At 35.6% G+C, this 20939-nt stretch carries 15 protein-coding genes; 8 read left to right on the top strand and 7 right to left on the bottom strand.

The genetic code is table 11. From position 1 onward, the window contains the following. Positions 1-4 precede the first annotated feature (4 nt). Entirely contained in the window at positions 5-277 is a 273-nt protein-coding gene (locus BOQ62_RS23510; RefSeq protein ID WP_228414270.1) for a TetR family transcriptional regulator C-terminal domain-containing protein, read from the bottom strand. Then, on the bottom strand, positions 277-570 hold the full coding sequence (locus BOQ62_RS23515; RefSeq protein WP_228414272.1) for a TetR/AcrR family transcriptional regulator: 294 nt from the start codon (positions 568-570) through the stop codon (positions 277-279). Before BOQ62_RS23515 ends, BOQ62_RS23510 begins: the two co-directional genes overlap by 1 nt. A gap of 452 nt (positions 571-1022) precedes the next feature. Here BOQ62_RS23515 and BOQ62_RS17530 point away from each other — a divergent pair, with 452 nt between their 5' ends. After that, entirely contained in the window at positions 1023-1907 is an 885-nt protein-coding gene (locus tag BOQ62_RS17530) for a hypothetical protein (RefSeq protein WP_228414274.1), read from the top strand. Positions 1908-2396: 489 nt separating this feature from the next. On the opposite strand, the gene BOQ62_RS17535 is transcribed toward BOQ62_RS17530, so the two are convergent. The 4 genes from BOQ62_RS17535 to BOQ62_RS17550 form a co-directional block, all read right to left on the bottom strand. Beyond that, complete coding sequence (locus BOQ62_RS17535) at positions 2397-3632, bottom strand: PKD domain-containing protein (RefSeq protein ID WP_129041520.1); 1236 nt, start codon at positions 3630-3632, stop codon at positions 2397-2399. A gap of 576 nt (positions 3633-4208) precedes the next feature. Further along, positions 4209-4646 (bottom strand): hypothetical protein, encoded by a 438-nt coding sequence (locus BOQ62_RS17540; RefSeq protein ID WP_129041522.1) that lies wholly within the window; start codon positions 4644-4646, stop codon positions 4209-4211. Positions 4647-4674: 28 nt separating this feature from the next. Next, positions 4675-7500: a T9SS type B sorting domain-containing protein gene (locus tag BOQ62_RS17545; protein ID WP_129041524.1), complete on the bottom strand. Its 2826-nt coding sequence runs from the start codon at positions 7498-7500 to the stop codon at positions 4675-4677. 50 nt (positions 7501-7550) lie between these two features. Further along, on the bottom strand, positions 7551-12062 hold the full coding sequence (locus tag BOQ62_RS17550) for a GEVED domain-containing protein (RefSeq protein ID WP_129041526.1): 4512 nt from the start codon (positions 12060-12062) through the stop codon (positions 7551-7553). Between the two features lie 770 nt (positions 12063-12832). On the opposite strand from BOQ62_RS17550, the gene BOQ62_RS17555 reads away from it, so the two are divergent. Next, on the top strand, positions 12833-13591 hold the full coding sequence (locus tag BOQ62_RS17555; protein ID WP_129041528.1) for a response regulator transcription factor: 759 nt from the start codon (positions 12833-12835) through the stop codon (positions 13589-13591). A gap of 137 nt (positions 13592-13728) precedes the next feature. Here the strand turns inward: BOQ62_RS17555 and BOQ62_RS17560 are convergent, their stop codons facing one another. Next, entirely contained in the window at positions 13729-14088 is a 360-nt protein-coding gene (locus BOQ62_RS17560) for a prevent-host-death protein (RefSeq protein ID WP_089692434.1), read from the bottom strand. A 253-nt stretch (positions 14089-14341) separates the two neighbouring features. Here BOQ62_RS17560 and gndA point away from each other — a divergent pair, with 253 nt between their 5' ends. The 6 genes from gndA to BOQ62_RS17585 all read left to right on the top strand — a co-directional run bounded on the left by gndA (position 14342) and on the right by BOQ62_RS17585 (position 20691). Continuing rightward, on the top strand, positions 14342-15760 hold the full coding sequence (gndA, locus tag BOQ62_RS17565) for an NADP-dependent phosphogluconate dehydrogenase (RefSeq protein ID WP_129041530.1): 1419 nt from the start codon (positions 14342-14344) through the stop codon (positions 15758-15760). 12 nt (positions 15761-15772) lie between these two features. Beyond that, positions 15773-17254 carry a glucose-6-phosphate dehydrogenase gene (zwf, locus tag BOQ62_RS17570; protein WP_129041532.1) on the top strand — a complete coding sequence of 494 codons (1482 nt, stop codon included), beginning with the start codon at positions 15773-15775 and terminating at the stop codon, positions 17252-17254. A 26-nt stretch (positions 17255-17280) separates the two neighbouring features. After that, positions 17281-17991, top strand: coding sequence for a 6-phosphogluconolactonase (gene pgl, locus BOQ62_RS17575; RefSeq protein ID WP_129041534.1), 711 nt, complete (start codon positions 17281-17283; stop codon positions 17989-17991). 690 nt (positions 17992-18681) lie between these two features. Next, the gene (locus BOQ62_RS23520) at positions 18682-19074 is read left to right on the top strand and encodes a TetR/AcrR family transcriptional regulator (protein ID WP_228414276.1); all 393 of its coding nucleotides are present in this window, start codon (positions 18682-18684) and stop codon (positions 19072-19074) included. 44 nt (positions 19075-19118) lie between these two features. Further along, complete coding sequence (locus BOQ62_RS23525; RefSeq protein ID WP_228414278.1) at positions 19119-19319, top strand: hypothetical protein; 201 nt, start codon at positions 19119-19121, stop codon at positions 19317-19319. Positions 19320-20052: 733 nt separating this feature from the next. Continuing rightward, complete coding sequence (locus BOQ62_RS17585; RefSeq protein ID WP_129041536.1) at positions 20053-20691, top strand: TetR/AcrR family transcriptional regulator; 639 nt, start codon at positions 20053-20055, stop codon at positions 20689-20691. The last annotated feature ends 248 nt before the right edge of the window (positions 20692-20939 follow it).

A 20939-nucleotide genomic window follows, 5' to 3' on the forward strand; every position in this document is an offset into this window, starting at 1 on the left:
TCTATCATTTTTTCAGAGTGTTGCCTATAGCAATCATTCTATCATTATTACCTGACATTCTAGCTATTAGATGTCCACCTTCAAGCATTGCAAACAAAACCGTTGCAAAATCTGCAGAGTTCCAGTCTGCTCTGAATTCCTTATTGGAAATTCCTTTTTCAATAATGCCTGAAAGCAATTCTTGTCCCCGCTTAATAGCACGGTTTACTTTTTCTTTTACAACAGGATTGGTATCATCAGCTTCTGTCCCAAAATTTAATAAAGGGCAGCCGCCCACTACTGGAGGATGGTTAGGATCACTAAAAAATCAATATAAGCGAATAGCTGTTCTTTAGAAGTTTTATATTGGATCAAAGCTCTTTGAAGTTTCTCACTTAATATTTTCATATTGTGTTCTACAGCGGCACATGCAAGCACATCCTTGTTCTCAAAATGAACATACATGCTGCCTTTAGACAATTTGGTAGCCTCCATAATATCACTCATAGAAGTAGCGGCAATCCCCTTTGTATTAAAAATAGGGGCTGCTTTTTCTATAATGAATTGTCTGGTTTCTTCTCCTTTTGCCATGATAAAGCTAAATAGTGGTACAAATATATGACCGATTGGTCATAAAAACAAAATTTATTTGATATTTTTTTTCATTCCTATAAAAGAGATTCCTGCCTTGTCTGAATTCTGGCGTTTAAAAATCCAAAATGCCTTTGTCTTGTTGCAAGAAAGACTTATTGGGAATGCGGTATTGATGTATTCAATAAATATAAAGCTTATGTTACAAAGTATCCCGATATAGAGCAGCGATTTCCCAATACATGATTGCTTCTTATTTAGGATTTGCAGTAGAATATTTGAGCAACTTAAATAAGAAAACCTTTCTGACTTTTCTTAAGAAATCTTAAGTTTTTCTGTAATTACTTATTTTATTTTTGTTAGAGAATTATTTTTTATTCCAAAAAAAAGCAATTAAATCACTGATAATGAAATGATTGAATATTTCATTGCAAAACTAAAATAATTAAAAAATGAATAGAAGAAATTGGATTAAATTAAGTGCATTTGCTGGCGTTGGACTTGCTATACCAAAAGCTGTTTCAGCTTCTCAACCAAATCAGCCGAAAATTAAAAGTGGATCAATTTGTATTACATGTGGTGTTCAATATGAATCTGCAAATCAAGAGCATTGTGTAATTTGCGAGGATTCAAGACAGTTTGTCAATCCAAAGGGTCAGCAGTGGACAACATTGGAAGTTGTACAAAAAACTCATAAAAATATTATTGAAAAGGTAGCTCCTAATGTTTATGCGATTTATACTGTTCCTAAAATGGGAATAGGTCAACGTGCCCATTTGGTCATTAGTCCAAAAGGAAATGTTCTTTGGGACTGTATTACTAATCTTGATGAAAGCACTATAGAATTAGTTAATAAATTAGGTGGTATTAAGGCTATTGCAATCTCCCATCCCCATTACTACTCAACAATTGTGGAATGGGGAAAAGCTTTTAATGCTCCGGTTTATATCCATGAAGCAGATAAAATGTGGATACAACGTAAAGATCCTATCATTAAAATATGGAGTGGCCGTGAAATGGAATTGTGGGAAGGGATGAAGATTGTATTATGTGGCGGACATTTTGATGGTGCAGCCGTTTTATTTGTACCAAAGCAAGGGGGGCAATTATTTACAGGAGATAACCCTCAGGTATGTTCAGATTTAAAGTCTGTATCTTTTTTGTATAGCTATCCCAATTATATTCCTTTAGGTAAAGAAGAAGTACTATTTATTGAAGAATCTCTTAAAAATCTGGAGTATGATTCTCTATATGGAGCATTTGGAAAATATATTTTGAAGGATGGAAAGCAGGCAGTAGCATTCTCAGTCTCTAGATATCTTAATCATATTAGATAATAGTAAACAAACGTGAATTTCTTACTTGAGTATAAAATTACGAATAACCTTTCCTTTTTTAATAGATCTTAATTTTTTGCTCACTGATCCAATCTACATTTGTATTATTCTAATTAAGAAAAATAGATTACATTTTTTATCAATAATTTAAATTTAAAATAATGAATATTTTATATATCAATTCAAGTATCATTGGGGAAAATTCTCACAGTATAAAATTAGGAAATCACATTGTTGCTTGTTTTAATTTTTTCATTTGGATGTCACACTCTTTACAAAAATCGTCAATTTGTACAAGAATACTTGTAATTGGGTTTTTCAAATCTATAGCAATTATTTATTTAAGTATTTGATTATTATAAATTTAAATATGTGGGTTTTTACTGTTTTCTATAAATTTTATTTCTTTTTTTATCCCGAACTCAGTTTAATTTAGTATGGTATCAGCTGTTTCAAAATCGAAACAGCCTGATTTTTTTAATTACTTAATTATTTATGAATAACCTTAATATATTCTTTACGGTTGTTTTCATAAAGAATACTGATGATATAAGCTCCTTTACTGTAAGTGGAAAAATCTATTTTTGTATTATACACATGAAGATTTTTCCAATCAGCAAGTTGTCTTTGTGTCATATCATAAAGGACAATGGTTTTTATTTTTTCTTTACTTTTTATATAACAGATTTCTGTAACAGGATTAGGATAAAACGTAACTTCAGGCTGCACATTAATATCAGTAGTTCCTAATGATCCTATATTAATTATTTTGGTAAATGTTTCTGAGCAGGAATTCTTCGTGACGGTAAGTGTAACTGTATAATTCCCTGAAGAAGTATACTGATGAACCGGATGTAAAGAAGAGCTTGTAGTACCATCTCCAAAGTTCCATAATATTGAAGTGAAATTGGCAGAATGATTGGTAAAATTAACAGTTGTTCCATTAGCTCCTGCAACAAAGTCAGCATGAAGATGAAATGCATTGCTGTTCCATTGTGCAGGATTATTAAAAAAAACAAGATCGGCAATATTTTGAAAATTTTCAGCAGTGTTTTGGGGAATCCCATTATAAAAAGTGGATGGGAATACATGATCCTGAAAAATAGCTGAATACATAGAGGCTGCCACAAGATAACTTCCTTTAGGCCCTGGATGAATATCATTATAAGATCCATGGAGCGCAAGATCCTGAGAGGTGTTGTAATATTGTTTTGCAGATTCTCCGGCAGGAACCATTTCTACTTGCATCAGGTTAGACATCTTGGTAATAGAATCCTTTATTTTCTGCTGGAAAGTAAAATAGGTGTTATATTCATTGGCTGATGGTACTCCATAAGGAATCTCATAAAGAAATATTTTAGAACACGGACTGTACTTACGGATAGAATCTTTGATCTTACGGCCCCGTTCAGCTGTTATTGAAACTGGATAAGAATGACCAGCAGATTCAGCCGTGCCGGGTTGCATGATAACATATTTGTAGTTTTTGGATCTTATCTTTTGATACAGCACAGGATCATCTACATGATTAACAAATCCGGTTCCCCCAGGAGTATGCGTTGTTATTGAAACATTTTTTCCTTTTGAAGCTGATATATTTTTGAAAATTTCAGGCATGTCATTGAAATAAGTAACACTATTTCCAATAAAAAGGACCTCATCAGATTGGCAAAATGATAAAATTGAAAAACCAGTGAAAATCAGAAAGAATAGTTTTTTTAGCATATATTATTTTGATTAAAATTTTAAAAGGTACCTGCAGAAAACCACTTATACTGCAGGTACGCTACTAGAATGATTAAAAATATATAATTAGTGATTATGGTGTTTATTTGAACAGGGCTTAAAAAAGTACCTGTAGGGAGTAACATTTTTCCTACAGGTACACGGTACGCTAATGATTAACTCTTTTTATTATTACACTTAGTTTATGAAGTTTTTTCCAGATCTTTTGTGGTTGTAGCTGAATGAAATGATAAATACTTTTGCATGGATTCTGTTTTTTCAGCGTTTCAAAAGTAATTGCTAATTTTTTAATTTACATGATGTTTAGTTGTTATTTTACTTTATGTAGTATGTAATATGTAGGTATTTTACATAATTTTGGATGGGTGTAGTAGCAACGTAGTATTGGTTTTGTATTTGAATTTTAGTGAATTTATGATTAAAACCTGATGTTTTCATTTTACGGGCAGATCAGAAAATCTAAATCAGAAAGGAATTGAATATCCACTAAAAAAAGAGACTATTTCAAAACGAAATAGTCTCTGCTTTTAAATTAATTTCCGTCAAAACTGGTCATTAATTTCTTATGGTTGAAATATGGATGTTTTTCTGTCCGTGAGTATCTATAACCTCTATGCTGCCAATCATTTCATTATAGACAAGGGTAGTGGTGTCATTAAACTGATATCCTTCGATAAATACAGGTCTGTCTTTTGGAAGATTATTCTGCTCGTTCAACGTTTCCAGAGATAAGCTGTCAGGGTAACCTGCGTTTTTCTTAAGTTTGATTTCTATTAACCCATTTTCAGCCAGATAATCAAACTTCTTTAAATGAGCAGGGAGACTGGTTTTGGTTTTATAAACATTTGCTTTCTCAATACTGTTTTTGTAAAGATCAAACATACTGGATGTTCCTACTGTATTATTGTAGACTGCAAATTTTGTAATACTGTTTTTTTGGGCAAAAAGCAACCCTGAAAAGATCACAAAGAGTATATATAATAGCTTTTTCATATTTAAAACTGATATTTAAATGTTGATATTAATTTCTGTTTTTTACCATAATCCATCCGGTATATTTTATGGGAGTCTGTTTTTTATTCGTCTCATTCCACCCCATATCAAACCAGTAGTTTCCGGTAGAAACCTTTTTGCCGCCTATGCTTCCATCCCATTGGTATCCGTTCAATTTACTTCCTTCATGAATTTTGCTTCCATACCTGTCGTAAATACTGAAGGTGAAATTAGGCTTATCAGATAATGCAGAGTAGTCCAGTGCATCATTGATTCCATCTCCATTAGGGGTGATGATATTGATCAGATTCGGAACGGTAACTTCTACTTCTACCGGTGTACAGTTGTAAGAATCTTTCACATAAAAAGTATGACTTCCACGAGGGATATTGGTGAATACATTTTCATTCTGCCAGCTTACATTGTCCATTGAATATTGATAAGGCGCAGTTCCAGCAATTACATTTAGGGTAACGGTATTATTACTGATATTGATATCCGAAATAACAGGATTTTCTGAAGGATAAACCTTTACAGTCTGTCTGGTAGTACATTCTCTGGTTTTCAGATCTACCCAATATGTTCCAACCCCAACATTCTTAATGGATTGTGTGGTTGCTCCGGTACTCCATAGATAAGAAGTAAATCCTGATCCTGCATCCAATGTGGTGGTATTTTCCATACAGATAATCTGATCCTTTAATACATCTGAGTAAGTAGGAGGGATGACAGTAAGCGTTACTTCTGCAATTCTGTAACATCCGTTGGCGTTGCTTACCTTAATATAAACCACTCCGTCAGGAGCAATATAATTGGCAGGAGTCAGTATTTCATTGGTTCCGTTTTGGGCATCAGTTGGAGAAGGATAATATTGTTTAATCGTTCCCGGCTGTACATTCACTCCGGCAGATGTTAAATCAAATTTACCAAGTACCGGATTAGAAGGTTCGAAACATGATCTTAGGGCTGCATCTTTAACGATTGGGCTTTCAGAAACAGTCAAGGTTAAAGTTACCTGTTCACAATCTGTAAAATCCGGGTTGTTCCCACAGAATTTATAAACAATGGTATCCATCCCCATATAACCGAAGTTGGGGGTATAATTAATAACTCCAGCCGGATCAACTGTTGCTGTACCGTTTACCGGAGGTGTAAGGATCGTTACGGTACTCGGAACATAGCTTTGGGTAGAATTGGAAAATTCAGGAACGATAGCCTGATATCCTTCACAAACCGTCATAGTCTTGGTAGATTCCTCAAGACATGTATACACTTTATATACCGGAGTGATTGCAGGAGTACATGAGCCTACAGCAATTCTTACCGTATAATTTCCTGAAACCAATGGTGTAAAAGTATTCGCGTTAGCTCCGGTGATAGGATTTCCATTCAGAAACCATTGGTAGGTATCATAGCTGTCATCAACCTCAAGTACAATACCCGGTATACATTCTCCCGTTTGTTTTGCAATTAATGGAATTGAAGAAAACCCGGCAAAATATCCTCCATATCCGGAAGTACTGTACCCTCCATTAATACCCGCAGTTACTGCTTTGTCAGAAATAACCGTAACATTTCCTGTACTGGAAGGGATGGCATAAGTTACCCAGCTGTTATTACCCGTTAACGGAAAAGGACCTTCTGAAGCGGCTGGCTGCACACCATTCACTGTTACATTGGCTCCGGCTTCAGTTAGAATATTCAATTTTACTATGGTTCCGTTCGGGACAGTACTTGTTGTTCCGGCTCCCGTTGGCATTTCGTTGATCTTTCCGATTTCGTCAATTTTTCTAGGCAGGAAACAGTTTAATGGTGGGATATAGTTGTAACCACAAGTAGCACTGCTGTTTCCCACTGAAACCAACTGATACAGATACACATTTTTTGAAGTCGTTATAAACATATTAAAGTGACCCGAAGTTCCCTGCTGTACATAATTGCTCCCCGAAATTCTGTAAAAATCACCACTGTTGATGGTGGCAATGGGAGTGTTGGATCCATTGATGAATATTTGGGTATGGTCTTCAGTTCCAACAATGATGCCTCCTTCCAGATCATCATTGGTAGATCTGGTTTTTACCATGGCAAAAGTACTTCCAAGTCTTTCCGTAGGCACAGACTGATCGAGAATAGCATCCGAACCTGCACTCGTATTGCTTCCAAAATTTCCATTAACATTTCCGTTGGTAAGCGTAATCGGCTTATTAGAAACAATTTTGGCTCCAATAAAAGCTGATTGGTTTTGTCCACCTGCCCCCGGTCCACCTGCAAAAATAAAAGACTGACCTTTATTAAGAGTAAACGTATGGGTATTGATTGATGCTGGTGCCGCACCGAAGAATGCTACATTTCCATTCCATGTAGCTGTGACTATGGTATTATTTTCTGTTGCCAATACCCCCGCTGTGAAGTTATTGCCAGTGGATGTTGCTGTTGATGGAGTTCCGGCCACATAAAATTCTTTTCCAATTCCGGCTTTCCCTTTACTTGTTATAATCTCAGCATGGGTTGTACCACTTACAATTCTTAATGAACAATAGAATGGTTTGGTCCCCTGTACATGCAATCCTTTATTGATAATACTGAAAGCATCGGATGTAACATTTGCAGCGATAACAGCAATGGGGACAACAAATATCTGAGGGGCATTTTTACTAATTGTTACAGTGCCAATCGGAATATTATTACTATTAACGGTAACTACAAAAGGGGTTGTAGAATCCGTAGAAAGATATAATGCCTGTGTATAACTGGTTGAAGCATAATAAGGAGCAAACCAGTGGTCCGTATCTCTTTGAGCCGAAATAGGAATAGCTAATAAGATAAATAATAAACTGAATATAATGTTTTTCATGAATTACAAAGTTTTGATTCTAAAAATTGAAGTTTCATATCCAAAAGAGATTAAGATTCTTTTATAAATTTCTTCTGAACAATTATTCCTCCATCTTCTATCTCTATCATATACATTCCGTGGATAAGATTGCTGACATCAATAGCATTGTTCAGGATAATCCCTGTTGATATTAATCTTCCGGCAGCACTGTAAATTTTATACTGAGCCTTGAAACTTATATTTTTTACATACAATACTGAACTTACCGGATTGGGATAAATATGAATATCCGTCTGGTTAAGTGAATTCGGTACTGGCTGTTTAGAAATTCTTACCGTATAATCTTCCACTTCACCATCCTTAAAGTTGGTACAGTTCACAGGAATACCATCCTTCTGTAAAGCGACTCTCATCACTACATATTTATAATCTGTCATGCTAATGAAGGCATTGTCAGGAACATTGAAAGTAGTACTAGCTGTTGGGTTTCCATTAGGTCCGTCTGCCAGAATTCTTTCGTTGATGTCAAATTCTCCGTTTCTGTTGAAGTCGATCCAGACTGCAACGCCAGCATTGATTCCTGAGCTTAAAGTCTTATCAATAGTAATCTGGTTACCTTTTGATCCCTGGGTCAATTCAATAAACTTTAAAGGATTACCTGTGAAGTTTGAATAAGTAGAAGCCAGAGATTCATTAATCATTTCCTTGTTGCCATTAGGTTTTACCGTTACTTTTGAAATAAATTCTGTTGTAGAATTAGCTGCAGCCATAGGACAATAGATTACTGTAGGAGTGGTGAAATAGTACAGTTTTGTGAAATTTCCCGGGGCTCCGTTACAGATATTAGCCACCTGCATTTCATATTTCGTAAGTTCCAGTAAACCTGTGATGGTGTAAGTATTGGTAGGTACCACAACATCAGTCCAGCTTGGAATTCCTACTTTTCTGTACTTCAATATATAAGTTGCTCCCGGAAACGGATCCCACACAACCTCTGCAGTTGTTGGGAAGATCTGAGTAATCATCAATCCCGGAGGAGGAATTTCACAGATTCTCTCTGTTGTAAATACCTTCGGATTAGACCACGGATTAGCTGTCGTTTCACCGTTACAGATATTGGCTACCTGTACTTCATACATTTTGAATGAATCAAGATTCTGAATCATATATGAATTAGCCGGTGGCTGAGGAACTGTAGGGGTGTTCCAAGGAGTACTGCCTACTTCCCGCCATCTTAAAATATAAGATGCGCTCGGAACAATCGGGTTCCAGGTGATCACAGCAGAGTTGGATGTTACATTGCTTATGGTTACAAATGGCGGGGTAGGATCACATCTTGTTGTAAATGTTTTTATAGGAGTGTAAACTCCGATTCCGCCACTGCCACAAACTGCTGCAATTCTTACCTCGTAGGTTGTAGCAGGAGTTAATACATTGATTGTTATAGGCGGATTCCCCCCCAGAACGGATAGGTTTAAAGTCGTCCATGCGGAAGCAGGAGTAGTAACAGGCCTGTATTCTAAGATAAAAGCATTATTATTGGCTGCTGCAGTCCAGTTGATATTTACAGAATTGTGGGTAATATTGGTGAATATCGGATTTCCTGGTGTTGCATTGCTGCAAGGTCTTAATCGTACAGCATAATCTTCCACTTCACCATTGGCCGCATCTGCACACATAACAGGAGCACTGGTTCTTTTCAGCACTACTCTCATAGTTGTTGTTAATGGACCTGTATAGATTCCTGTTGCCGGAACATCGAAAGTTGCTGTTATCGGCGTTGTCGTACTCGCTGTAGAGGTCATTATTTTTTCAGCATCGGTGAAAACTCCGTCTCTGTTCCAGTCTATCCACGCATTTACAGCATCAGAATATTGAGTTCCTGCCCATTCTTTAGAAACTGATAATTGATTTCCCTGTGAACCGATTTCCAGATTAATAAGAGTAGCCGGTGTTGTATAGCTGATATAATTCGTCTGAACAGAAGTATTATCCATTACCAGGAAATTGACAGGAGTAACTTTTACATTGGAAATAAAATCATTTGTACCGGTTCCGGTCATATTGCAATACGTTAAAGGTGTAGTTGAAAAACTTACACTTGGAGAGAATGCTCCCTGGGTTCCATTACAAATGGTTGCAATTTGTACCTGATATCCGGTCTGTTCAGCAAGACCAGTAATCGTGTAAAAGCTTTGTCCTGCCGGAAGAGTTTGTCCTGCAGCACTTGGAAGCCACGCTCCTGTGCTTCCCTGTCTCCATCTGATAATATAAGTTGCATTGGAAGCAGGGATCCATGATACATAAGCTGAATTATGAGTAATGTTATTTACTGCAATATTGGTTGGCGCAGCAGTAGTACAAGGCTGAAGATCTATAAATTTTACATAATAATCTTCAACCTCTCCATTAAGTGTTAAAGGTCCACAGGCATTGGCAGGAGTACCAGAATATACGATGACACGCATTTTTATTTTACTCGTTCCTGAATAAGCATTAGCCGGAACTGGAAAAGTAGCAGTAACAGGAGTTGTACTTGAATAACCAAGATTCATAATTCTTTCCCCGCCTGGAGTTGTCGTAGGGTTATTATCAAAAATACCATCACCGTTAAAATCTATCCAAGCATTGGTAGAATAGGTGCCAGATATGATAGATCTTCCTACAGACAATGTATTATTTACTGAATTTCTCAGAAGAGTAATCGTTTTGGTAGCATCTAAAGAATAATCTGTATAAGTAGTTGCCCCCGAATTGTTACTTGTTAAAGGTACATTAGTACCAATCATCGTTATATTATTGATATAACCGTTTGTAACGGTAGCTGTTGCTGCATTACAATAGGTCAGCGCAGGCGTTGTGAAACTTACTGGCGCCGAAAACGCTCCCTGAGTTCCACAAATGGTTGCAATCTGTACTTCATACTGAGTTTGCTCAATCAGCGGGGTAAGTGTTATACTATTGGTGAAAGGGGTTGTTACATTCACGGTCTGCCATGTAAGCGAGGGCGGTATTCTGTATCTTACAACGTAAGTTGCATTGGCTGTTGCCGTCCAGGTAATATTGGCTGAGGTAGCCGTGATATTATTCACAGCAATATTAGCAGGAGGAGTATTGGTACAGCTTGGTAATACGGTACCCGTCAACTGTACTCTTGGTAAAACAGCATATCTGTTTGTCGCAATAGGTGGGCTTGCCGGATCAGGATTGGTGGTGCTGTTGTAATAGATCATCCCACGGTTGTTCCCAGCAGAATAGCTGCCCCAGTTGGCCGTACAAGATGTTCCGGTAGAATTTTCGTCCACACCAATGACCACATTACTTGTTCCATCCCATAAAAATGGAGTGGCTAAAGGGATTTCAACCCATGTACCTGATGTCATGGCTGGCAAAGTACCGGAATATACCTGCGTTAATGAAGCTGAAGGAATCCAGCTTGTAGTTGTGGCAAAGTCTACTTGCGTGGTATTTCCCATATAGACTACCCATTGATTATAATTAGCTTGGGTAGTTCCTGTGGTAGAAACAAAAAACCGGATAGCAGTTATATAATTATTAGTTCCCACAGCAGCTCCAATTTCTGAAGCCAAATAAATTTGTTGAGAATAATTGAAGCCTGAACAGGAATAAACAGGCAGAAAGGCATGTGTTGCGGTACCTCCTCCAATCTGTCCCGGAGTAAAAGCAGCACCTGCAACCCAAGGTGATTTGTCGGTAGGAGAACATACAGATCTTACCCACCAATAATAGGTAGCTCCGGAAGTAAGTGAACCGATGTTGGCACTGGTTCCAGAATTTGCTGTACCAATAGTTGTTGCTACAGGAGGAGTACTGTTGGTACTGTAATAATATTCATAACCATTAGCTGGTGCTGGTGCCGGAGCCATCGGTGGCGTCCAGTTGAGTGTAGCTGAAGCGGGTGCAATATTGCTTGCTGGCAAAGTTGTGGGCTCAAAACATGTTGGAGCCTGAATCACTTGAACTTCATCCAGCAGAATATCGTCATAGAAATTTCCGTTTCCGGCTACATCTTTATCAACGGTGAATTTTAACTGAATAGTTGCCCCTACATAGCTTGCTGCCAGAGGTACACCCACTGTTCTCCATTCTGGGGAATTGGTGTCGCTGGACCATACCTGTACCCATCCGGAACCGTTATTAACAGAAAGTTTTAACTCGTTGTTGTCAGCAGCGGGTACTGTTCCGTTAAGGGCGGTTAAATGGTCTTTCAGCCATTCAAATTTGATATAAGGATTTGTTAATCCTGCTAAATTGATCTGTGGGCTGATGAGTTCTACAGTGTGTTCATCAGCATAGGGGGTTGAGGCATCAACCCATGCAAAAGTTCCTGCAGGTTTTCCTCCATTTCCAGTAACCCCGTATCCGGCTGTCCCTGAAAATTTCCACTTAACATTGGCGTTTGTAGAGGTTGAAGTAGGATTCTGATTGGTCCAGCATGCAGGAAGTGCACCGGTACTGAATGACTGTAAAAAAGGTACCGGAACAGGAGCGCAGGTCTGTCCCCTGGCATGGGAAGTGAAAATCAGAAAAAATAAAATAACAGGTAGAATTTTTCTCATATAGTTTCATTTTAAGTTCGTATTCATAATCCAATAAGCTTAAAGATTTCTTTACACCAATATGCAGAGTTCTTCTATTGGAATTATTGATAAATCCATAGAAAATACCCTCTGTTTTTAATGTTTACAGAGACGCTGAGCATGGTAAAGTATAGCACTGTGTTATCATCACACTTTTTATAAAAGTGATGAATGAATAAACAGAAGTAGTAGGGGGTAAGTAAGTGAGAGTAGATTTATATATGCAGATGAGTGGACAGTTTTATATTTTTTAGAGGATAAAAACCATTCATCAGACTGCATTGAGGTTTGAGATAGTTTAATTTGTTTTAGTTTCTTTCATTTTTCTAGGATATTTTTAGATATTATTTTGTTATTATGATTTGGGTAAAAATAATTTAATAAAAATTTAATATTGCTATACTTTTGTATAGTTTTAACTCAAAGCCTGATGAATTAAGTTGTAATGATATTTAGAGAAATACTTTCAGAAGAGATAATACCAGAGTTTTCATTTTAAAATAAATATTTTTTATCTGTTTATTCCGTTTCTGCACCTCTGCTATAATGGAAAATCCTTTTTGTGGATGTTGAAAATTCAATAAAATAATAAAATTCAGATTTTTTTATTATTAAAATAAATACTTTGTAGTTTTAAATTTAATTATAATTAAGTTTTAATAGATTTTTTATTTAGCTTAATTATGAATATGTTTGCAAAAAGTAGTCTTATAAAATAGTTTTGTATCCCCAATTATCATGTCAACAATATGAGTGATAAAATAAATTCATTATATATCAGGAAAAGATCTGGTAATATGCCACTTACAGAAGAAAAAAGCGCAAATAAATACTTTAATGTGCTGAAAGCTGTAGCGAAAACAAGTTTGGGCTGTGTGTATGTTGCAGATCTCAAAACCAGAAAACTGGAATTCATTTCAGAAAATCCTTTACTTTTTTCAGGACTACGGGCTGCCGAGGTAGAAAAGATGGGTTATGGTTTTTTCCGTAAATACACCAAGAAGGAGGATCTGGAAATATTGAAAAGAGTAAGTACTAACGGGATGAAGTTCTTCGAGTGCCTTTCACCGGAAGAAAAGAAAATGCATACCATTACCTATGATTTCCATGTTAAATATGCTAATAGCGTAGATGTTCTTGTAAATCACAAAATCACACCCATAGAAATCTGTGAGGAGGGTGAAATCTCTAAAGTAGCCTGCGTAGTATCCTATTCTCTTAGCCGTACTGCAGGAAATATCAGGGTCGTTTCCAATGAATCAGATTCTTATTGGAAGTACAGCCTTTTTACCGGAAAATGGACGGAAGAGTGTAAAATCACTTTGAAAATAAGGGAAATAGAAATCATAAGACTCTATCTTCAGGGGTTAACAATAGAAGAAATTGCAGAACAGTTGTTTGTGTCTCCCAGCACCATAAAGTTTCACAGGAGCAAATTGTTTGAAAGAATTGGGGTAAAAAATATTATTGAAGCAATCTCCTACGTAATATCGAATAATTTGATTTAAACTCTATTTTTTCGAAAAATTTTACCGGATAATTTACAGTTTTCAAAATATTGAAAACCTGCCTTATCCTGTGCGATACTATTTTTTGAGAATTGCTCCTCTACAAGACATAATAAAGGAGCAATACCCGAAACAGTCTAATTAAGCTGATAATTGGCAATCACTAAACTCAGAATGAAGTGCACATAATTTTCTTCAACCTCCTTTCTATTGATCAGTTTGTTCTTGTATTCATAAGAATTAAGATCTCTGGATAATTTCTGATAGGTTTCAAAATCATCACCCTTAATCTTTACTCTTATATTACCGTCTCTTCTGTTGATAAGTACATCATCTAAAGTTCTCACTTTAAATAAAACTTCACATAATGTAGGACGAGCCTTCATGGACCCGATATATCTTTCAACTATATTAATCTTGAACGAATCAAATTTGACGTTATGAAAAACAATTTTAGAATTAGGCTCCTGAGTGTTGAGTTCAAGTTTATAGTTCATTACTTTATAAATTTTGGCAAATATAAGTTTAATTATGCCAAAAAACAGACAGTTTTAATAGATCATTACCATAATAATGATTGAATTTTATTCTGTAAATATAAAATCATGTGAAAATGTGAATATTAGTGGCTTATAAATGAGGGACAAACAAGAATTTGTAGAACTTTTTCTTTCCTTTTATTTTTTTCATTATAAGCATTTGCGTAATTTTATTCTCTGTATAATAAAAATTTATATTAATACCAATAGAATGGAAAGATATAGTTATGGAATGGTTGGCCTTGGAGTAATGGGGCGGAATCTGCTTTATAATATCGCTGACAATGGGTTTTCAATCGCAGGATTCGACCTTGATCAGGAGAAAGTTAAAGAATTAGAGAATGGAGCTGCTCCGGAAATGAAAGTAAAAGGTACAGGCTCTTTGGAAGATTTTGTAGCAGCATTAGAAACCCCAAGGAAAATTATTTTGATGGTTCCTGCCGGAAAACCCGTAGATGCAGTACTGGGAAACATCACCCCGCTTTTGAATGAAGGAGATATCGTGATTGATGCAGGAAACTCTTATTTTGAAGATACCAACAGACGTGTTGCTGATCTGGCATCCCAAAAACTTCATTTTATGGGAATGGGAGTGTCAGGCGGCGAGAAAGGAGCAAGAAGAGGTCCGAGTATAATGCCCGGAGGAGATCTTGAAGCTTTCAAGCTTCTGAAGCCTATGTTGGAAGCTATTGCCGCAAAAGTAGATAACGAAGCATGTACAGCCTATATGGGCAAAGGATCTGCCGGAAACTACGTGAAAATGGTACACAACGGTATTGAATATGCCATTATGCAGCTTATCAGTGAAGCGTATGACCTTCTTAAAAGAGGGGCTGGTTTAAATAACGATCAGCTTTACCAGGTTTTCAGAGATTGGAATAATGGTGAAATGAATTCTTTCCTGATTGAGATTACGAGAGATATTTTTACCCAAAAAGATACATTCACGGAAAATTATCTTGTGGATCAGATTTTAGATAAAGCAGGAGCGAAAGGAACCGGAAAATGGACTTCCGAGCAGGCTATGGAAATAGGAGTTTCTATTCCTACCATTGATATTGCGGTAACCTCAAGAATTTTATCAGCCTATAAAGAAGAGAGAGTGCAGGCTTCTAAAATATATTCTGAAACAGAAATCACTAAACCGGAAAACACAGAATTGTTTATTCAGGAAGTGGGTGATGCTCTTTTCCTTTCAACATTAATCAGCTATGCACAAGGTTTATCTTTACTGGTAAAAGCATCTGAAGAATATGGATTTGAAATTCCATTGAAAGATGTGGTAAAAATATGGAGAGGAGGATGTATCATCCGTTCTGTATTGCTGGAGAAATTCTATTCTGCATATACTCAAAACCCTAATCTTTCTAATATTCTCCTTGACCAGAATATTTCTGAACTGGTAAAATCAAAAATCAAAGCGCTAAGAAAAACTGCCGGATATGCCGCTACCAACGGAATCTCAAGCTTAGGAATTCAGACTGCTTTAGGATATTTTGATGCATATACTACAGAATCCCTTCCTGTAAATCTGATCCAGGCTCAGCGTGATTATTTCGGAGCTCATACCTATCAACGTATTGACAGAGAAGGTGTTTTTCATACTTCTTGGCAAACAGCAAACAACTAAAATTCGGAAAAAATGAATCAAAATAGAATCTTGCAGCCAACATCTATTGTTATTTTTGGTGCTACAGGAGATCTGGCAAAAAGAAAACTTTTTCCGGCATTTTACAACTTATATATCGACGGCAGAATGCCCAAAGGCTTCAATATTGTAGCACTGGGAAGGGCAGAAAATACCAACGAAAATTTTAGAAATTATATCAAAGAAAACCTTGAGAGTTTCTCCAGGAAAAAAGTGACTTCTGAAGACTGGGCTGGTTTTCAGGCTCATATCACTTACTTTCAGCATCAATTGGATGAAGAGAGTTCTTATCAGAATCTACAGCAGAAGCTTCAGGATTTTGATTCCGTTTATGGAATAAGAGCTAACAGGTTATTTTATTTGTCAATAGGACCTAATTTTATTGCTACAATTTCCAATCACATTAAAACGACATCTTTAGCTTCAGATCCGAAAAAAGACCGTATTATTATTGAAAAGCCTTTTGGTCATAATAAGCAGTCGGCAATCGAGCTGAACAGTCTTCTGGCAAAAACATTTGAAGAAGAGCAGATTTATCGTATTGACCACTATCTTGGAAAAGAAACCGTACAGAATATATTGGCATTCAGATTCGGAAATTCTATTTTTGAACCTCTATGGAAGCATAAATATATAGAATCTGTACAGATTACCGTAGCGGAAGAAGTAGGAGTGGAAACCAGAGGTGCTTTCTATGAACAAACGGGAGCTTTGAGGGATATGATTCAGAATCACTTGTTACAAATCCTTTGTATGGTGGCTATGGAACCGCCTGCTTCATTGCAGTCTGGTGAGATCCGAGACCGTAAAGTAGATGTTTTGAAATGCATCCGCAGAATTTCTTCGGATCAGGTAGATCATTACGCCGTAAGAGGTCAATATGGAAAAGGTACCATTAATGGAATGGAAGTGAAAGGTTATCGCCAGGAAGACGGAATTGCTTCGGATTCCAATACAGAAACATTTGCTGCGATAAAGTTTTATCTGGATAACGAAAGATGGCAGGATGTTCCTTTCTATGTTCGTACCGGAAAGAAAATGAAAGAAAAGCACTCTTATATTACCATCCAGTTTAAGCCGCTTCCTCATTCTACATTCTCAGACAGTCCGCATCTTTTGTCCGCTAACAGGCTGATTATTAATATTCAGCCGATGATGGATATCAGACTGCAGTTTATGACGAAAAAACCGGGACTGACATTGGATCTGAAACCTGCAGAAATGATTTTTGACAATTTTGCTTGTCAGGATGATACTCCTGAAGCATATGAAACGCTATTACAGGATGCTCTTTTAGGAGATCTTACCTTATTTATGCGCTCCGATCAGGTGGAAGAAGCATGGGATGTTGTTACCACCATTCAGGAAGCCTGGGAAAATAATAAAGATTTATCTTTCCCGAATTATAAAGCAGGAAGCTGGGGTCCGGAAGACGTTAATGCTTTGGTTGAAAGACAAGGGCACAGCTGGGTATAAAATAATAAAAATTTAAACAGAAAAAAATGAATATTACAGTATTTGACGACCTGGAAAAACTGTACGCAAAGGCTGCAGATGCATTTGTTGACCTTTCAAAAAAATCTATTCAGAAAAATGACCGTTTTGTGGTTGCTTTGAGTGGAGGATCTTCGCCCAAAGCTATTTTCAAATTATTGGCAACCCCAAAATATGCACAACAAATAGAATGGAATAAAGTCTATTTCTTTTGGGTAGACGAACGCTGGGTACCTTTAAATGATGATAAAAGCAACTTCCGAATGACGGATGAAACGCTTCTAAGCCAGGTTCCTGTAGATAAAAACCAAATTTTCCCTATGTATACTGATGGAATTCTTCCGGAAGACTATGCAAAAACTTATGAACAAAATATCAGAAATGTTCTTGGTGATGAGGGTGTATTTGATTTTATCCTTTTAGGAATGGGAGATGATGGTCATACAGCTTCTTTATTCCCGGGTGAAGAAGTGTTAAATGAAAAGAAAAAATGGGTATCTGCTTACTACCTTAAGCCTCAGGAAATGTTCAGAATCACATTAACAGCACCATTAATTAATAAAGCTGAAAATATTCTTGTTGTAGCATTTGGAGAATCAAAAAAACATGCTCTGAATGAAGTATTGAACGGTGAGTATAATCCGGTAGTATATCCAATGCAGCTTATTGAAAGAAGAGAAGGGTTTCAGTTTTTTACAGACGAAAAAGCGAAAGGCTGATTAGGTTTACTATCATCTTTAAAATATAAGAGACTGTCGTGAGACAGTCTCTTTTCATATCAACTATTTTAAAACCGAATCATCGGTATATACAGTCTTCTGTAATTTTTAAAAAACAGTATCATTAAACTGTTAACGATACTGTTGCATTTAGTGTTTTTACCTTAGTTGCTTGTTTTCGAAAAGTTTTTATTTTCTTAAATCAATAGTGCTTCTATGTAAAATGGTTATTAGTTTGGAGCAAATATACAAAATAAGACACTTCAAAGTGTCTAAAAGGTAAAAAAAATCAAAAAAATAATGTTAAAGTTTTTATGGGATCAATAAAACCCTTTGATACAGGGTATTTTAAACAAAAATAAAATTAAAAATAATTAGATTTAATTTTATAAAAATTGAAATATGACGTCTTCTATGATAAATTAAGCTGAATAATTTATTTCCTTTATAAAAACAGCACCATTAGTTTGGTAACGATGCTGTTTGAGTAATGTTTTTCCTCAGTTAATAAGATGCAAAAGTATTTAAACTGAGGGAACTAACGGTACAATCTGATCTCTCTTAATCTCACAACTTAGATTGTCTGTTTATATAAAATGGTTATTAGTTTCTGCAAATATATACATTTAGACACTAAAAAGTGTCTAAACTGGAAAAAAATTCTTAAACTTGTACGATTGAAAGTTTACCATGGAAAGAAAATCGGCGGCAGGAAGTATCCGGAACAAAGAGCGCAGTAAAAAAAAGTTTTTAGATGCAGTTGGAAAAATATTGAGAACAAAAGGATATACTGCTTTGAAGGTGAGTAGTATTGCCGCTGCTGCCGGGGTAGATAAAAAAATGATCTATTCGTATTTTGGTGGATTTGATGGTTTGATAGATGAATATATCCGGTCACAAGATTATTGGAGTAAGGTAACCATTGAAGAAGTAGAAAAAATAAAGCCCAAATTAGATGATGGAGGTAAATCTTTTATGGAAGAAATGCTGCTGACTCAGTTTGATTATGTTTACACCCATAAGGAAGCTCAGAAATTACTTCTATGGCGGTTATCAGAGCCCCGTAAGGCATTAAAAAATTAACTGATACTCAAGAGGAAAACGGAGAATATATTTTTAAATTGCTGATGGATTCACATTTTAAAGAGAATGCTGAAGAAGTACGTTCTATTATGGCGATCATGGTTTCGGGGTTGTATTATCTGAATATGTATGCCGCTATGAACGGAAGTATATTTTGTGGAATAGACGTTAACAGTACCAGAGGAAGAGATAAAATAAAGAAGGCTATTTCTTTTCTGTTGCATCACACGTATGAAAACCTATAGTGTATAAGTTGGTATTGGTAAAATATTGGATATTTAAAAAAACAAAACCATTAGAAATCTAATGGCTAGTTTGTGAGTTGTGTTTCTACCTTAGTTGTTTCGCATTCGAAATTTTCTTAAAGTGAGGGAACTAAAATAATACAACCTAAATTGTTTATTTTTTCAACCTAAAAGTGTTTTTAAATATATAGATGGTTTTAGTTTCTACAAATATATAAAATAAGACACTATGAAGTGTGTAAAAGTGTTAAATTTTCATTAAATATATTTAATATTTTGATTATCAAGCAGTTTATTTTTTGTGGTTAAAAATATTGTACCTCTTTTTATTGGACTTATGGTGTATTTTGAACAATTAAACAATTTAAAGTAGGTTTTCTGTAAGAGTGAAAAGACAGATTGTGAAAGATAAAATATTTGAGCAATAAAAAATATCGATAAAAAGTATTGCATTGATGATCGGTGTTATTTTTAGAAAATAAAAAACAGCATCACTATGGAAAATGATACTGTTTGGTTGTGTTTTTACCTCAGTCGTTTTATGTCGAAATATTTTAAACTGAGGGAACTAACGATACAATCTGAATAGTTTTTAATTTTTCAATCTCGATAGTGTTTTTATATGTAGATGGTTTTAGTTTGTGCAAATATATACAAATAGTTAATATTAGACACTGTTTGGTGTCTAAAATGATAAAAAAATTTCTTAAACTTGTAATTTGAATGTTTAGTCATGGAAAGAAAGTCAGCATCAGGAAGTATTAGAAACAAGGAACGCAGTAAGAAAAAGTTTTTGGATGCGGTTGGAAAAATCCTGAAAACGAAAGGATATGGAGGATTGAAAATTAATGATATCGCTGCAACGGCCGGAGTAGATAAGAAAATGATCTACACCTATTTTGGCGGAATGGACGGGCTGATGGACGAATATGTTCGTACACAAGATTTCTGGGTAAAAGTTACCAGTGAGGAAGTAGAAAAGATGAAACCCAATCTTGAAGATGGAGGACAAGAATTTATCCGACATATGCTGCTCTCACAGTTTGATTATGTATACACCAATAAAGAAGCCCAGAAACTTCTTTTATGGACAATTTCTGAACCCAGAAAGTCATTAAAAAAACTGATTGATAATCAGGAAGAAAACGGAGAATATATTTTTAAATTATTAATGGAATCCCGTTTCAAGGAAAAGATGGAAGTTTACCGTTCTATTATGGCAATCATGGTTTCCGGGCTGTATTACCTGAATATGTTTGCTTCTCTGAATGGGAGTGTTTTTTGCGGTATTGATGTGAATACGCCGGAAGGACGTGAAAAAATTAAGAAAGCAATATCTTTTATGGTAGACCAGACGTATGAAGGATTATAGCAAAAAATAATATAAAAAATAAAAGGGGCAATAATCTAGTCATGGTCGGAAGATTTTTTCTTCCGACTTTTTGTTTTTAGATATTCAATATTATTATTTTAATTAATTGATTATCAGCCATTTAATTTGTTTTATTATTTCATTTTTTGTATCTTTATTGCTGATAATCAATTGTTTATGTCAGTTTTTAAAGATCACAAAATATCACTTAAAGATGTTTTAGAATTTATTCCCGAAGCACTTTTAAG

Source organism: Chryseobacterium sp. CH21 (assembly GCF_004119445.1).
Taxonomy (GTDB): domain Bacteria; phylum Bacteroidota; class Bacteroidia; order Flavobacteriales; family Weeksellaceae; genus Chryseobacterium.

What these genes read in the sequence shown, in the direction of transcription:
- BOQ62_RS23515 (WP_228414272.1), bottom strand. Translation starts at nt 570, where the DNA reads ATGGCAAAAGGAGAAGAAACCAGACAATTCATTATAGAAAAAGCAGCC.
- BOQ62_RS17530 (WP_228414274.1), top strand. Translation starts at nt 1,023, where the DNA reads ATGAATAGAAGAAATTGGATTAAATTAAGTGCATTTGCTGGCGTTGGA.
- BOQ62_RS17535 (WP_129041520.1), bottom strand. Translation starts at nt 3,632, where the DNA reads ATGCTAAAAAAACTATTCTTTCTGATTTTCACTGGTTTTTCAATTTTA.
- BOQ62_RS17540 (WP_129041522.1), bottom strand. Translation starts at nt 4,646, where the DNA reads ATGAAAAAGCTATTATATATACTCTTTGTGATCTTTTCAGGGTTGCTT.
- BOQ62_RS17545 (WP_129041524.1), bottom strand. Translation starts at nt 7,500, where the DNA reads ATGAAAAACATTATATTCAGTTTATTATTTATCTTATTAGCTATTCCT.
- BOQ62_RS17550 (WP_129041526.1), bottom strand. Translation starts at nt 12,062, where the DNA reads ATGAGAAAAATTCTACCTGTTATTTTATTTTTTCTGATTTTCACTTCC.
- BOQ62_RS17555 (WP_129041528.1), top strand. Translation starts at nt 12,833, where the DNA reads ATGAGTGATAAAATAAATTCATTATATATCAGGAAAAGATCTGGTAAT.
- BOQ62_RS17560 (WP_089692434.1), bottom strand. Translation starts at nt 14,088, where the DNA reads ATGAACTATAAACTTGAACTCAACACTCAGGAGCCTAATTCTAAAATT.
- gndA (WP_129041530.1), top strand. Translation starts at nt 14,342, where the DNA reads ATGGAAAGATATAGTTATGGAATGGTTGGCCTTGGAGTAATGGGGCGG.
- zwf (WP_129041532.1), top strand. Translation starts at nt 15,773, where the DNA reads ATGAATCAAAATAGAATCTTGCAGCCAACATCTATTGTTATTTTTGGT.
- pgl (WP_129041534.1), top strand. Translation starts at nt 17,281, where the DNA reads ATGAATATTACAGTATTTGACGACCTGGAAAAACTGTACGCAAAGGCT.
- BOQ62_RS23520 (WP_228414276.1), top strand. Translation starts at nt 18,682, where the DNA reads ATGGAAAGAAAATCGGCGGCAGGAAGTATCCGGAACAAAGAGCGCAGT.
- BOQ62_RS23525 (WP_228414278.1), top strand. Translation starts at nt 19,119, where the DNA reads ATGGATTCACATTTTAAAGAGAATGCTGAAGAAGTACGTTCTATTATG.
- BOQ62_RS17585 (WP_129041536.1), top strand. Translation starts at nt 20,053, where the DNA reads ATGGAAAGAAAGTCAGCATCAGGAAGTATTAGAAACAAGGAACGCAGT.